Source organism: Photorhabdus sp. CRCIA-P01, from assembly GCF_003545805.1.
Classification (GTDB): Bacteria; Pseudomonadota; Gammaproteobacteria; order Enterobacterales; family Enterobacteriaceae; genus Photorhabdus; species Photorhabdus antumapuensis.
Map to the genome: position 1 here is coordinate 1 of NZ_NMQR01000068.1, position 13,853 is coordinate 13,853.

Genomic DNA, 13,853 nt, shown 5'->3' on the forward strand with positions numbered 1-13,853 from the left:
GAGTAATGAATGGCAATTAATGCAAGGAATTATCCAAAAAATCAGAATAGACTCTATTGGATCGATTATATTTCAAGTAATAACTATATTCAGGAATGGAATCCCCATTCCTGAACTGTTTACATTTAACGATTTGCTACTTTCACCCGTAATGCCTGTTTTTCTGCGTCACTGATAAACGCGGTTTCCAGCCCATTTATCTGAGCCTGGCGAATTTGAGCAATAGATAAACCCGCGGCGGGGGCGGCAACTTCATATTCATGGCGGATATCGATGCCTTCAACTGCCGGATCATCTGTATTAATAGAGGCAAGAATGCCTTTTTCCAGAAATTGTTTCAGTGGATGGTCCAATAAACAATTAACGGTGCTGGTTTGAAGGTTTGAGGTTAAACAGGCTTCAATACCAATCCGGTTTTCAACCAAATAATTCATCAATACGGGATCGGTAATGGCTTTTACTCCATGACCAATACGAGTGGCGCCTAATTCCTTAATGGCTTGCCAAATACTTTCAGCGCCAGCAGCTTCGCCGGCATGGATGGTTATATGCCATCCAGCATCACGGGCTTTGGTAAAATGAGATTGAAAAAGAGGGCCGGGAAAACCTAACTCGTCACCTGCCAGATCCAAGGCCGTAATATGTTGGCGGTGAGCTAGCAGACTAGCTAATTCCTGAGTACAGGCTTGTTCACCAAAAGTTCTGCTTAAAATTCCGATAAGACGAATGTCGATATCGTTATTTTGACGGGCAGAATGGATACCATCAATAATCGCTTCGACGACCCCTTCAACCGGCAATTTGTGGTTCATCGCCATGTAATAAGGGGAAAAACGTAATTCAGCATAGTCGAGCCCAGAATTGATGGCATCTTCAACGTTCTCGATAGCAACGCGACGACAAGCGTCCAAATCAGCGAGTACCGCCACCCCCCAATCAAGTTTTTGTAAAAAGCTTACCAAGCTCGGTTCATTTTCAATAATTTGTACGTGAGGGCGTAGTGATTCCAGATCATTTGCTGGAAGCTGAATATTATGCTGGTTGGCAAGATCTAAGATAGTCTCCGGCCGGATATTTCCATCGAGATGGCGGTGTAAATCTGTCAGTGGGAGCTGTATATCAATCATATTCCGGTCCTTTTCTATAAAAAAAGCCAGTCAAATATGTTGACTGGCAATTTAACAAAACGTTTATGGGCGCGTTTTATTGCGCTGGTTGCACAGTACCTTCTGCTTTTACCTTTCCACTGTCGTGGGTATCGCTTTCTGGCACTATTTGCTCTGGCGCTTCACCATCATCAGAAGGGTCGGATAAACCGTATTCAGACATGAACTGATGTAAGGACATTTTTTTACCGTTTATTTCTACATTACCGTCTGCATAGTTAAATTTAATGCTGATAGCATCTTTATCAACCGTGGTAATTTTAAACAGTTGTCCTAATTGTTCAAACTGTTTTATCTGTTGTTCAGCATTATGTTCAGCTTTTGCTTTATCCACACCATTCATTATCATTGACTGAGTGGCGAGCTCAATCATCATAGGTTCTGGTAATGTGATATTCAGAGACATGTTATGAATTAAAGTGCGAATAGCTTCTTCTGTTTTCATTGAAGACAAGCTACTTTTATCTTTCGGCAAGTTTTTCAAACCTACTTGGTAATTAATGGTGCTTTCACCTTTGGCATTCTTCCAGGTTAATGGCTCAATACCAAATTGTGGATTGTTTTTCAGTAAAATAGGCAGGTTAGAAAATACCGCGTCAACAATCTCTGTGTTTGCCGCATCGGAAGAGAGATCACTAGAAGAGAGTGATTTGGCTGTGGCATCATTGTAAGCTTGAGTAAATTTACGCATAGCTTCACCGTCCAGACGATCTGCGGTAATTACAAACTTACCAGAACCAAAATCAATATTTTTCAGTTTGAGACCATCTAAACTATAAGTGATTTTCCCTTTCAGATTAGTTTCATCTTCACCGATATTTGAATCTATTTTAATACCGGAAAGCATTATATCTTCATTGCCGATGCCTTTTAGGCTGATTTCTTGAATTTTGACGCTTTGATCGCCAATATAGATATCAAATTTGCCTTTTTTATTGGCTAGGTTTAAATCAATACCTTTGACAAGGAAATTTTCGTCATTTTTATTGATGGCTAACTGGTCACTCTTGATTGCCAGTGATATCTCTTTCAGATCATGGCTGAGATCGGAAGTCAGTTTGGCACCGGAAAAATTGAACTTAGCACCATTTTTTTCAAAATCGACCGGAATGATATCAACATCGGAAATAACAGAACCACTATAACTGACACGTGAATCAGAAGTGAGCAGCGATTTTCCTTTAGTGATTTCAAACAATGGTTTTAAAGATCCATTATTTTCCAGTTCGGAATGAACGGAAGCTATGCTAGGAATTAAGGTTAATTTTTTCACTTGTGCAAGCGGGAAAGGGCCGTGATCAATCACAGACTTAATTGAAATCTCTTCACCTGGTTTGATTTCTGCGTTTTTAACGCCATCTTTAATTGTCAGAACAATACGGACATCAGAACTGAACACGCCACGGTGGAAATCTTTACTCTGTAGCATCAGATCTGTTTCAGGGAAGGCTTTTTTCATCTCGGCATTGGCGCGGGAAATAGATTGATCTATACGTTGTTCAATCTGTTTACCTGTATACCATGAAGCTCCAGTCCAGGCTGCTCCCAAGGCAACAATAATGCCTACTGCCACTAACGATTTTTTCATAATGCAAATCCATCCTTTTAATGCATATTTTGCAGGTAATATGCATTCTCTTGGTATAAAAATGGCCGTTAACACAGCTTGGAGTTTAAGTCGTGCTTAACAGCGCCTGTGAATAAGTTTTAGGCCCAAATTGGTATTATTAATTAAAAACCCGGGCGGTAAAACCATCACCGTGAATTATCACAGCCTTTTCGGCAGCAGATATGAATACTGACTCACCTGGGAAAATTCTCAATTGGTATTCGCCAGATTGTATAACTGTTTGACCTTCAACACAAAAAACAATCGATGCTGAATTGTTATCAAGCGTAATTGACTGTTCTGATAGAGAATAAATAGAAAATGCAAAATCATCCACTGGAATAGGGAAGTTTTTAGCTGTTTTTTCCTGTTTTGGTGGCGTAAATAAGGTGTTTGTTGGTTTTGAAGCAAAGTCTAGGTTTGCCATTAGCTCAGGAATATCAATATATTTGTTGGTTAAGCCCGCTCGTAGGACATTATCTGAATTTGCCATCACTTCAAGAGCAACGCCTTCCAGATAAGCGTGGGGCGTGCGGGCGCATAGAAACATGGCTTGACCGGGTTTAAGTTCGATGACATTAAGTAAAAGTGGAATAAATAGGCCATTGTCGTCAGGGTAAAACGCCGTCATTTTTTTGATGGAATCCCAAGGTTCTCCGAGCCGACTATTCAATGCTGATTTCAATACGCCAAGAGCTAACTGCTTTTGTTTACCACTCATATGCAGTAATTGGGAAAATAAGCAGGCAAGATTCTGTTCATTTGGTGTCTGAATAAAGAACGGAATCTTGGGATGGGCCGCAATAACAAATTCCAGTAATTGCGCGATTTCGTTTAATGGACGGAACCCATTCATTGCCCGGAAAGGGGTAAGGGCATAAACCAATTCGGGCTTATGGTTATCATCTTTGTAATTTCTTTCCGGGGAATCCAACGGAATATCGGCGATATTCTCTTTGGCAAAACCCTCTTCTGCGGATTTTTTATCAGGATGAACCTGAATTGAAAGAGGTTGAGCGGCGCACAATACCTTAAATAGGAAAGGCAACCGGTGAAATCTGTCTGAAATTTCTTTCCCTAGATATTTTTCCGGATCACTGGCTATTAATTCATTTAAGGCAACCGGTTTTCCCGTTATAGGATTGGCGACAATTGAACTGCTTTTAGGATGGGCACCCATCCATAATTCAGCCATTGGCAGATTATCTGGATTTTCAACACCATAAATATCCGTCAGGGCGGTTTTGCTTCCCCATGAATAGTGCTGGATCTGATTTATCAACTTCAACATGGCCGTTACTCTCTTTTTAAAAAAATCAATCTATTTCCTTTCTACCACAATACGATAAATACGACTTGGTTGGCATAATCAGGAACTAATATGTGGCATGATAACAGAATGTTAATCAGTTTATCTGCAAAGACCGATTATGCATATTCGATTATTCTGTGTGTTAAGGAGAGATAGTAATGGCAGCCACTCGCATTGAAAAAGACTCAATGGGGCCTATCGAAGTACCTGCTGACCAATTGTGGGGAGCGCAAACTCAACGTTCACTTGAGCATTTTCGCATTTCGCAGGAGAAAATGCCGGTTGCATTAATTCATGCTTTGGCATTGACTAAACAGGCTGCGGCCAGTGTCAATATGGATTTAGGTCTTCTGCCGCAAGAGCGTGGTGAAGCAATTATTGCTGCTGCGAAAGAGGTGCTGGAAGGTAAACATCCGACAGAATTTCCTCTTGCTATCTGGCAGACCGGTTCTGGAACACAAAGTAACATGAACATGAATGAAGTGTTGGCGAACCGTGGTAGCGAGATCCTTGGTGGGGTGAAGGGTAACGAACGCCTTATCCATCCTAACGATGATGTTAATAAGAGCCAAAGCTCTAACGACGTTTTCCCAACCGCAATGCATGTTGCCGCTGTTATCGCGCTGCGTGAGCATCTTATTCCTGATCTGAAAATATTACAAAAAACACTGGCTGATAAAGCTGAAGCTTATAAGGATATCGTTAAAATTGGTCGTACCCACCTGCAAGATGCGACACCATTGACCCTTGGGCAGGAAATTTCTGGTTGGGTAGCAATGTTAACGCATAACCTGAAACATATTGAAGACAGTATCCCTCATGTTGGTGAACTGGCATTAGGGGGAACCGCGGTTGGCACCGGTTTAAATACTCATCCTGAATATGCTGTTCGTGTTGCTAAGAAACTGGCTGAATTGACTGGCCATCCGTTTGTTACTGCACCAAATAAATTTGAAGCCCTGGCGACTTGTGATGCTTTGGTTCATTCTCATGGAGCATTAAAAGGTTTGGCTGCATCCATGATGAAGATTGCAAACGATGTTCGTTGGTTGGCTTCCGGCCCTCGCTGTGGTATTGGTGAAATTTCAATTCCAGAAAATGAACCGGGCAGTTCAATCATGCCAGGTAAGGTTAATCCAACTCAGTGTGAAGCGGTAACGATGCTTTGTGCTCAGGTGATGGGTAATGATGTTGCGATTAATATTGGTGGGGCATCTGGCAATTTTGAGCTAAACGTGTTCCGCCCAATGGTGATTGATAACTTCCTGCAATCCATTCGTTTGCTGGCTGATGGTATGCGCAGCTTCAATGAACATTGTGCAGTCGGTATCGAACCTAACCGCGATCGCATTACTCAATTGCTGAATGAATCTCTGATGCTGGTAACGGCGCTGAATACACATATCGGTTATGACAAAGCCGCGGAAATTGCTAAGAAAGCTCATAAAGAAGGGCTAACATTAAAACAATCGGCGATGAAATTGGGTTATCTGACCGAAGCAGAGTTTGATGAGTGGGTTCGTCCAGAAGATATGGTTGGTAGCTTGAAGTAATTATTCTTTAGCCATGAAAAATTGACCGGAGACGAATGCTCCGGTTTTTTGTTTCTCGATCTTTAAATTATTTTTTTGTCTTTACTAAACGGGAATCGATGCCAAAATCCAGGCGTTTAACCGTGTTTATATACTTATGAAAATCTTTCGCCATAGGATTCAGAATGACATTATTTTCGTAGGGAACGATGGCGGAGGGGACCATCAGGCCAATAGAATGACTAACCTCGAACCATTCACTGCCTATTTCCATTGTGCAAGTAGAGGGTACGGGATCATTCCAATCAGGAGGTAATGTATCAATGTTTAAAATATCAATTTGATTTTCTGGGATGTTGATACTTAACAGAGCAAAATCAGTGAGAAGTTCATCGTCTCCGACATGAACAAGTACTTCCAGCACAGCAAGAGAAACAGAAGTGGCTACATAGACCGCCGGTCTTCCTATATTGTGCCAGCGGCCTCCATATAACTTTGCTCCTGTGCCGCTCCATGCTGATTCGACATACTTTGAGCGGGTAAGCCGGTATAGGATCACGATACAATTCCGTGCTCAATTCTGCCTATGAGATTTATCACATCTAGCGCTCCACTTTCTGTATTGAGCATCGATTCAGGCGTTACGTATCCTAAACCCCGGATAGGGCGTTTCATCCATTGAGCTGCTTTATCTTTGTCACCGTTAAATAAATCTACCGCATGGTCCATGACACGTACAAACCGGGCAATGCGCTGACTTTCGTCAGCAGTAAATTTACCTTTACCTGAGCAGCGTCTTGAATAGTTGCGTATTTGGATACCTGCGATCCGCAGAATATCCCCTTTACCAAATGTTGACCAATTTTGTATTTTATCAACTATAGTGATTGGTAACCCTTCATTTAATATTGCATTTAAATGTGGCCCGCTGTTTGATGGGAAACCAATTGTTCGCCAAAGTGGGTTACTTTGGACTTTGTGGCTTGGTGTAAAAACTCGCATAAGCACCTCTTTGGTCATTTGTCATTATTATAATAGACAATTGGCTATATTGGGTCAAATAAGCAACCATGCATTAAATCTCACGATATAAATGTAGCCTGGGGATAATCAACTCCAGTGGTTTGGCTTTGGGTTTATAACGATGCACTATGGCATTGGCATCGTAGTTGGCAAGTCTACCTATCTTTGGTTGATTATCGCCATAGTTAACATAAAACGCGATTATTGGCAGGGGACAAGCATATTGCACCTGTTTTTGTTGTTCCGCATACCAGACTCGTGCAATAGGCTGTACTTTTACTGGGCGCTTGATTTTTAAGGCCACATCATCAGGTAATTTTTTTATATCGATAATTTCTTTGGCGACTAATGCTGCCCATTGTTCACGAGAATAGGGGGAAACCGCACGCCCAGAGTTATAACTTTTCTCCAAACGTTGCAGAATTTGATCTTTTGTTACTTTATTGATGATGTTTTTATTTGCCCAACCAAAGCGAACTGAATCGGGATTGAGAAGGGGAGTGATGGTTCTGTAGGCATTTAAAGTTATCAACCCATGTAACTGACTATGAACAAATTCAAACCGTTGCTCTTTATCCACCCCTGATTGCACAGTTACGATATGTTCAAGTTCTGCTTTCAACTTATTAATTTCGTCAATCAAAAGTAAAGCGGAACGATACTGTTGTTGATTGATAGAAAAACATAATACACCAGGAAGACGAACGGCAGCTTTGCTGCTGATATTTTGAGTATTGTGATATATAAATAGCTTCTGGTAATGACTTAAACCTAAATTTAGAGCGTCATTACTTGTCATTTCATTAACGATTATTTCTGTTAAAGGATCATGTTCATTGCCTTTTTCTATATCAGGCAGAACGAACACATGAGCGGCCAACAAAGAATAGCTATGAAACTGTTCATACAGTTGTTTCAACTTACTTTCTTGTTTTTGGAAACAACTATTCAAATCTTCGATTGATAAATATTTACTCATTTGAATAACACTTTTAGTTACAACATACTTTTTATTATAAAACAAAAAACAAAAATATTGAACTCAAAAATTGCATTTAAAACACAAACCACATGCCAACAACACAAAAAAATATCCATCAGACTTCATACATAACAGCCCCAGTTTGCGCAATAAGGGTAGAAGAGGGTGAGATTTGATTTACTGCATCTTCTCCTAGCATTTGAAACTGTGCACGTAACGACATCACTGAGCCAGGTGTGAACTGTACGATCACAGTCTGGCCGCCTCCATCTTTCCGGGGCGCTTATTCCTTCTCTTCAGCATTGAGCTTAATACTGCAAAATGATTTCCGGATAGAGAAACCAGAGAGCGTTATTATGATTGTATACCCGAAAATAAATCATCGTATCCATCATCAAAAAAATATCCCGGTTTTATCTCACAGGATAGGATTTTTTCATTTTCATACTTATCTATTCTATAAAAGCTATAATTAATAAATAAGTTATCCCATAATATAATCGATATGACGTTGCTTAATTACATGTATTCTCATTCGCATAATATGATTGATAACCATTCTCTTTTTTACCCATCCCATCAAGCATGATTTATTGATTATTTAGTTAATTGAAAAATAGTATAAATTTAAAAAAATATAACCGATCTCTATCGCGCTGAATTACCCTGATGATAATAAAACAGATAAGTCGCTATCACTTTATGAAAATAAATACTATCTTTTTTTCATAAAATATCATCTCGTTTAGGTTTTGTTAATATATTGTCTGTTGTTTATCCCCTTTGGCGAGTTTTCTCTCTGATAAACACCAAACAAAAAGTGCTTTTTTTAAAAAAATGTCTTGCTTTTTTAAAAGACAGTTTAGAAAATCACCCTGGTTAGGAAATGGCCTGCCCGGTAAATATCTTTATTTATGGTGGTGGTCTTGTCGGTGTTCTCTTATTTTCTGCTCGGTTAACTGCCTGTCCTGAAATACCTGAAACCGGTTTTACCTTCCTGAAATTTATTATGACCTGACTCAGGTTATAGAGTTCTTTTTTATTATTGAGGAGCCGCTTGTGGCACAGAGTTTTCAAAACGAAATCCCTAAATCACGTATTAATATCAAATTAGATTTACACACTGGCGGGGAGCGGAAAAAAGTCGAGTTGCCACTGAAATTATTAGAGCACGTCGCCCGCCAAATTCCCCTACTGCGGGCATTGCAGGCTTCTCATCCGCTACGTGAAGCGCGGGGGATTATTGAAGATATTGATGACAATCCGGGGTTCTTCCGGATCAGGTTGTATGCAGTGCCGCATTTTCAGGAAGCCAAAGGGTAAACATCATGAAAATTTCACGCCCGCTCTGGGTGACGGGGACCATTTTGTCGCCACAACAGTTTCAGCAGCAGGCCCGCTGGGAAGCCTATACTAACGACTGTATCGCCCGTTTGGGGCTGGTGCATCCCTGGGGCGTGCTGACCGCTGCGTTTGATAAAGAGGCATTGGCTCTGGGACAGCTAAAAGCGGATCACTTGTGTGTGCGTTTTGCCGATGGTTCGCTGGTAGATACCGATCGGGCCGATCGATTGCCGCCGGCGCTGGAACTGACCGCTGTTCTGCCGACCGATACGCAACAGGCCACAGTGTTATTGGCCTTGCCACAAACTTATGCTAACGGGGGGAATTGTCTTAAACCGGATGAACAAGCTGACCGCCCGGTACGCTACCAGCAGGCGTGGGTCCCGGTACAGGACGAATTCAGTGACCTCAGTGAATCCATGGCGGTGGCCCGTTATGCCGTGTCGCTGCGTTTTGACGGGATGGAAAACGGCCAATATCTCACCTGTCCCGTCGCCCGTTTATTGCGTGACGCCCAGGGTAACTGGGCCTTCGATACGCAATTTGTGCCGCCATTACTGCGTGTTGGTGCCCATACTGGGTTGATGAACCGGCTTGACCGGTTGCTGACCCAGCTGCGGGCCAAACAGACCCGGTTGATGGGGATGCGCCGTGAAAGTAATGAGCGGATGGCGGATTTTGCGGTAGCCGATGTCTCGTTATTCTGGCTGCTCAATGCGCTGAACAGTTATGAGCCGGTACTGAGTGATTTTTTTGCGCACGCAGATGTGCATCCCGAACTGTTCTACCGTGAAACAGTAAAACTGGCGGGCAGTTTGCTGACCTTCTCGCTGGACCATGACACTGGGGTGATCCCCCGTTATCAGCACGATAACCTGACTGCGGTGTTCCCGCCGTTGTTTGATTTGTTGAGTAAGTTGTTCGAAGCCAGTCTGCCATCGCGGATGGTCGCGATTGAACTGACGAAATCGGGAGAACAGCAGTGGCTGGCGACCTTACATGATGCCCGCCTGCGTGAAGCCGCGGATTTTTATCTCTCCGTTCGTTCATCAATGCCGGCGCATCAGTTACAAACCCGGTTTCCGCTGTTGTGTAAAGCTGGGGCACCAGATGAGGTTGACCGGATGATCAACCGAGCGCTGACGGGGATTCCTTTAGTGGCTCTCAGTCATGTGCCGGCAGCGGTCCCGTTACGGCTGGAGAATCAATATTTTGCTCTCGACCTGACCCATCCGGCCGCCAAAGCTATGCTGGCCGCGGAAACCTGTGCCTTTTACGTGCCCGGCATACTGGGCGATATTCAACTTGAACTGTTTGCGGTACTGCGGTCATGAACACATTACATTTACCCACTCAAAAATCGCAACCGGATATCGATAGCCTGCTGCAAAACTGTTATCTGCTAGTGACGGCATTGTGCCAGGGGGTGGCTGTGGAGCAGGGCGACACGGTATGGCGACATTGTATCGACGAAATAGAACGGGTACAGCAGGGGCTGCGTGATGCCGGCCTCAGTGAGTCCGCGATAGCGCACATCAGTTATGCCCTGTGTGCTCTGCTGGATGAAACCATATTGAAGCGAAAGCGAGAGCCGGATGAAGGGTATACCGCCTGGCGTGCCACCTCGTTGCAGCTACATTTCTTTGATACCGCTGAGGCGGGTGACCAATTGTATGCGCGGATCCGCACGGTATTGCATGAATCCGCACCGGATAAGGCAGTGCTGACCTGTTTCCATCGGGTGCTGCTGCTGGGGTTCGAAGGCGATGGTCGGGAAGAGACGCCCCGGGTTCGTGAACAACTGATCACCCGCTTAAGTGAGCAGGTGGCACCATTGAGCTCGGCACCGTTACCCCTGTTGGGCCCGGTGCCCCGGTCCGGTGGCTTGCGACGTGTGATGAGTCGCCGGCTGGTCGTGACAGTGCTGTTGCTGGCGGGGGTTTGGTGGGGATTGAGTCAATATTTGGCGACATTGTTACCGGGGCCAATACGATGAGTATCATATTGCAGCGGTTGCTGTGGGGATGGGGCGCCGGGCTGGCATTGTTGCTCTGTCTGATATGGCTGCCTTTATCGTCCGCAGGCCAATGGGTGGGCGGGGTTATTATCGTGCTCTTCACGCTGGCAGGGGGAATTTATACCGGACGCCGCCGGTTGACAGTAGCCGATGACAGCCTGTCGGCATTGCTGCCCCCGGAACACGACCGTCATCCGGTGGTGCTGGTGTACAGTGACGTTCAGGACAGCCTGTTTGGTGATGAATGGCTACGTCAGACCCCCCAGGGCTGCTGGTTGAGCTTACCGTCCGGGATGTCGCTGTCTGACGCGGTGGACAGTCTACTGGCTGTCCGGCCCTCCTGGGGTGGGCAGTTGAGCGTTATGGCGATAATAAACCCGCAGCAATACTGCGATGCGGCAGTCCTGGCCGGCCGGGTGCGAGAGCTACGTTGGCAGTTGGCCCAAGTGCGCCAGCGTATCCCTCTGCCGTTACTGCTGGCGGGTTACTTAGCCGGGGCGGCGCAACAACCCGATCCGCCGTGGTTTGAGTGGCTGGCGGGACACCCCACCGTGACGGTCTGGCGTGAGAAAGCCGCTTTTCAGCCGTTAGCGGACTGGCTGAGGCACGGCACGGTGGCAGAACAGATGGCACGTTTTCAGCGCGGGGTTGAACTGACCGGCTGGGCGGACTGGATGAAGGAATACGTCCTCCCGGCTTGTCTGACGCCGGAGGTGGGGCTGCCACCTTGTTCGCCACTGGCCATGGTGCTGACGTTTGTGCCGACGTTACCTCATCGGTTAACCGGCCACGTATGGCAACAATGGTGGCAAATCCGAACTGCGCTAAAGGGGGCGGGCGACCCGCTTACCTTGCCGGAGACGGAAGCGCCTGTTCCAGCACTGCCTTTCCCCGACCGGGTATTACGCCTGTTGCCGGTGGGCACGGTACTGACGCCCGTCCAGCGGGCACAAAGCTGGGCATTGGGGCTATTTTTGTTGGCCGGGGTGACGGCGTTGGGGTGTTCAGCCTGGCATAACCGACAGTTATTGCGTCGGGTGGAGCATGACTTGCGGCCCGACTCTGCTGTTGCCATGACCGAGGGGGACCAACCCCAGTCAGTGGCAGTCCTGCGGGCCGATGCCAGACAGCTTGAAGGGTATTACCGTGACGGTGTGCCGTGGCGTCTGGGATTAGGGCTGTATCAGGGCGAACGGTTACGTTTACCGTTGCAGGCTATTCTGGCGGGTTACCCCGTTGCCCCTCCGGTGAAAAAACCGGTGACGCCTTCGGTACCACAGACAATCCGCCTGAATAGCCTGGCCCTGTTTGATGTGGGGCAGGCGAAACTGAAAGCCGGTTCGACCAAAGTGTTAATCAACGCGCTGATCGACATCCGCGCTAAACCGGGCTGGCTGATTATGATCACCGGCCATACCGACTCTACCGGCGATGCCGTGAAAAACCAGGCGCTGTCACTGGCGCGGGCAGACGCGGTACGCGACTGGATCTTACATACCAGTGATATACCACCCGCGTGTGTCGTCGTACAAGGCGAGGGCGCAACGCAGCCGATCGCTTCCAACACCACCGCGGCGGGGCGAGCGGCCAACCGCAGGGTTGAAATCCATCTGATACCCCATGCAGTCGCCTGTCAGCGACCGCAACATGTGTCCGTTTTTTCACCAACGTCGCCGATACAGGCGACATTACATCAACAACAACAGAAGTAATATTATGGCGATCCCCGCTTATTTATGGTTGAAAGATGACGGCGGTGCCGACATCAAAGATCCGGCCAAAGAGAAGCACAACCATCTGGAACGTGTGGAGTTCCGCTACGAGAAAATCACCTGGACGTACAAAGACGGCAACATCATTCACTCCGATGCCTGGAGTGAACGTTCGACCGCGTAACGTGAAGGGCGGACGGGGTTAACCCGTCTGCCGTTTTTTCTTTTTTACATGATAGCGGGTGTCATAGGCCCGCAATGAAAACCCGCAGAAACAGAACAGATCATGACCTTATGGGCCTCGGTATCCGGCTATGGGCGGTAGCGTACCTGAAGCGATCAGGAAGCACACAGGAGAAAACATGAACAACGCAACACCGGCGATCATCTTTGATCACAGCCGCTACAAACTGAACGTGCGCAAGAATACCGCGCCGCTGGATGTCGTGGCGTTTAGCGGGCAGGAGTTTTTAAGCCGGCCTTTTCGTTACGCCATTGAATTCACCAGCCCGGTGAAGGATATCGAACCGGCGCGGATGCTCATGCGGGACGCCGCGTTTACCTTGACGTCGCCGGCGATTAATCCGGGGATGCGGGGCATGCCGGTGATACCGCCCGCCCCGTTGCGCACGATCTACGGGGTGATTAGCGGATTTAAGCTGTTGTCCACCTCGCATGACGAAAGCCGTTATGAAGTCACCCTGGAACCTCGGCTGGCCCTGTTGTCGAGAAGCCGCCAGTCCGCGATTTATCAGAAGATGTCGGTGCCGGAAATCGTGGAAAAAATCCTGCGTGAACGGCACGGTTTTCGCGGGCAGGATTTCTTATTCACCCTGGCGTACCCCTACCCGAAGCGGGAGCAGGTGATGCAATACGACGAGGATGACCTGCGTTTTATACAGCGACTGCTGGCGGAAGTGGGGATCTGGTACAAACTGACCGCGGACGAGCGGCTGAACATTGACGTGGTGGAATTTTACGACAAGCAGCGCCACTACCAGTTTAATGTCCATATGCCGGCCCGCTCGCCGTCAGGCATGCACGGCGGGGAGGAAGACGCGGTGTGGGGCATGGAAACCGCGCATCAGGTAGTCGAGGGGAAGGTGTTGACCCGGGATTACAACCTGTCGCTTATATACAACTGACGCTGCCGACG

14 protein-coding genes and 3 pseudogenes are annotated in these 13,853 nt (G+C 46.4%); 9 read left to right on the forward strand and 8 right to left on the reverse strand.

Going from position 1 to position 13,853, the window contains the following annotated elements; all coding sequences use genetic code 11:
* Positions 1-125: 125 nt before the first annotated feature.
* The 3 genes from add to manA all read right to left on the reverse strand — a co-directional run bounded on the left by add (position 126) and on the right by manA (position 4,066).
* On the reverse strand, positions 126-1,127 hold the full coding sequence (gene add / locus D3222_RS22115) for an adenosine deaminase (protein WP_118988037.1): 1,002 nt from the start codon (positions 1,125-1,127) through the stop codon (positions 126-128).
* A gap of 76 nt (positions 1,128-1,203) precedes the next feature.
* Complete coding sequence (locus D3222_RS22120; protein ID WP_118988038.1) at positions 1,204-2,754, reverse strand: YdgA family protein; 1,551 nt, start codon at positions 2,752-2,754, stop codon at positions 1,204-1,206.
* Between the two features lie 139 nt (positions 2,755-2,893).
* Positions 2,894-4,066, reverse strand: a complete 1,173-nt coding sequence (gene manA / locus D3222_RS22125) for a mannose-6-phosphate isomerase (protein WP_118988039.1) — start codon at positions 4,064-4,066, stop codon at positions 2,894-2,896.
* 179 nt (positions 4,067-4,245) lie between these two features.
* On the opposite strand from manA, the gene fumC reads away from it, so the two are divergent.
* On the forward strand, positions 4,246-5,640 hold the full coding sequence (fumC, locus tag D3222_RS22130) for a class II fumarate hydratase (RefSeq protein WP_118988040.1): 1,395 nt from the start codon (positions 4,246-4,248) through the stop codon (positions 5,638-5,640).
* A gap of 67 nt (positions 5,641-5,707) precedes the next feature.
* On the opposite strand, the gene res is transcribed toward fumC, so the two are convergent.
* The 4 genes from res to D3222_RS25235 all read right to left on the reverse strand — a co-directional run bounded on the left by res (position 5,708) and on the right by D3222_RS25235 (position 7,877).
* Positions 5,708-6,178, reverse strand: coding sequence for a type II toxin-antitoxin system NAD+ phosphorylase toxin Res (gene res / locus D3222_RS22135; protein ID WP_118988041.1), 471 nt, complete (start codon positions 6,176-6,178; stop codon positions 5,708-5,710).
* Positions 6,175-6,621: a type II toxin-antitoxin system antitoxin Xre gene (gene xre / locus D3222_RS22140; protein WP_118988042.1), complete on the reverse strand. Its 447-nt coding sequence runs from the start codon at positions 6,619-6,621 to the stop codon at positions 6,175-6,177. Before xre ends, res begins: the two co-directional genes overlap by 4 nt.
* Before the next feature lie 73 nt (positions 6,622-6,694).
* Positions 6,695-7,621, reverse strand: coding sequence for a DNA replication terminus site-binding protein (gene tus, locus D3222_RS22145; RefSeq protein WP_118988043.1), 927 nt, complete (start codon positions 7,619-7,621; stop codon positions 6,695-6,697).
* Between the two features lie 118 nt (positions 7,622-7,739).
* On the reverse strand, positions 7,740-7,877 hold the full coding sequence (locus D3222_RS25235) for a hypothetical protein (protein WP_157975404.1): 138 nt from the start codon (positions 7,875-7,877) through the stop codon (positions 7,740-7,742).
* Positions 7,878-8,510: 633 nt separating this feature from the next.
* On the opposite strand from D3222_RS25235, the gene D3222_RS26525 reads away from it, so the two are divergent.
* The 5 genes and pseudogenes from D3222_RS26525 (at position 8,511) to D3222_RS26270 (ending at position 11,139) form a co-directional block, all read left to right on the forward strand.
* A complete protein-coding gene (locus D3222_RS26525) occupies positions 8,511-8,642 on the forward strand; it encodes a hypothetical protein (protein ID WP_255417046.1) in 132 nt (43 codons plus the stop codon).
* Positions 8,643-8,683: 41 nt separating this feature from the next.
* Positions 8,684-8,791, forward strand: a pseudogene (locus D3222_RS26265) (type VI secretion system contractile sheath small subunit); the annotation flags it as partial.
* A gap of 161 nt (positions 8,792-8,952) precedes the next feature.
* Entirely contained in the window at positions 8,953-10,302 is a 1,350-nt protein-coding gene (gene tssK, locus D3222_RS22155; RefSeq protein WP_118988044.1) for a type VI secretion system baseplate subunit TssK, read from the forward strand.
* Positions 10,299-10,964 carry a type VI secretion system protein TssL, short form gene (gene tssL, locus D3222_RS22160; protein WP_118988045.1) on the forward strand — a complete coding sequence of 222 codons (666 nt, stop codon included), beginning with the start codon at positions 10,299-10,301 and terminating at the stop codon, positions 10,962-10,964. Before tssK ends, tssL begins: the two co-directional genes overlap by 4 nt.
* A gap of 28 nt (positions 10,965-10,992) precedes the next feature.
* Positions 10,993-11,139, forward strand: coding sequence for a hypothetical protein (locus D3222_RS26270; protein WP_232832627.1), 147 nt, complete (start codon positions 10,993-10,995; stop codon positions 11,137-11,139).
* A gap of 206 nt (positions 11,140-11,345) precedes the next feature.
* On the opposite strand, the gene D3222_RS26275 is transcribed toward D3222_RS26270, so the two are convergent.
* Complete coding sequence (locus tag D3222_RS26275) at positions 11,346-11,711, reverse strand: hypothetical protein (RefSeq protein ID WP_232832628.1); 366 nt, start codon at positions 11,709-11,711, stop codon at positions 11,346-11,348.
* 32 nt (positions 11,712-11,743) lie between these two features.
* Here D3222_RS26275 and D3222_RS26280 point away from each other — a divergent pair, with 32 nt between their 5' ends.
* From D3222_RS26280 to D3222_RS22175, 3 genes and pseudogenes are all read left to right on the forward strand, one after another.
* Positions 11,744-12,697 (forward strand): OmpA family protein, encoded by a 954-nt coding sequence (locus D3222_RS26280; RefSeq protein ID WP_232832629.1) that lies wholly within the window; start codon positions 11,744-11,746, stop codon positions 12,695-12,697.
* A gap of 49 nt (positions 12,698-12,746) precedes the next feature.
* Positions 12,747-12,881, forward strand: a pseudogene (locus tag D3222_RS22170) (type VI secretion system tube protein Hcp); the annotation flags it as partial.
* Positions 12,882-13,059: 178 nt separating this feature from the next.
* Positions 13,060-13,821 (forward strand): annotated as a pseudogene (locus D3222_RS22175) (type VI secretion system Vgr family protein); the annotation flags it as partial.
* Positions 13,822-13,853: the final 32 nt, after the last annotated feature.

Coding starts and splice junctions, on each gene's coding strand:
- D3222_RS22120 (WP_118988038.1), bottom strand. CDS start 2,754: ATGAAAAAATCGTTAGTGGCAGTAGGCATTATTGTTGCCTTGGGAGCA.
- xre (WP_118988042.1), bottom strand. CDS start 6,621: ATGCGAGTTTTTACACCAAGCCACAAAGTCCAAAGTAACCCACTTTGG.
- fumC (WP_118988040.1), top strand. CDS start 4,246: ATGGCAGCCACTCGCATTGAAAAAGACTCAATGGGGCCTATCGAAGTA.
- D3222_RS26525 (WP_255417046.1), top strand. CDS start 8,511: ATGGCCTGCCCGGTAAATATCTTTATTTATGGTGGTGGTCTTGTCGGT.
- tssL (WP_118988045.1), top strand. CDS start 10,299: ATGAACACATTACATTTACCCACTCAAAAATCGCAACCGGATATCGAT.
- add (WP_118988037.1), bottom strand. CDS start 1,127: ATGATTGATATACAGCTCCCACTGACAGATTTACACCGCCATCTCGAT.
- tssK (WP_118988044.1), top strand. CDS start 8,953: ATGAAAATTTCACGCCCGCTCTGGGTGACGGGGACCATTTTGTCGCCA.
- manA (WP_118988039.1), bottom strand. CDS start 4,066: ATGTTGAAGTTGATAAATCAGATCCAGCACTATTCATGGGGAAGCAAA.
- D3222_RS26270 (WP_232832627.1), top strand. CDS start 10,993: ATGGGGCGCCGGGCTGGCATTGTTGCTCTGTCTGATATGGCTGCCTTT.
- tus (WP_118988043.1), bottom strand. CDS start 7,621: ATGAGTAAATATTTATCAATCGAAGATTTGAATAGTTGTTTCCAAAAA.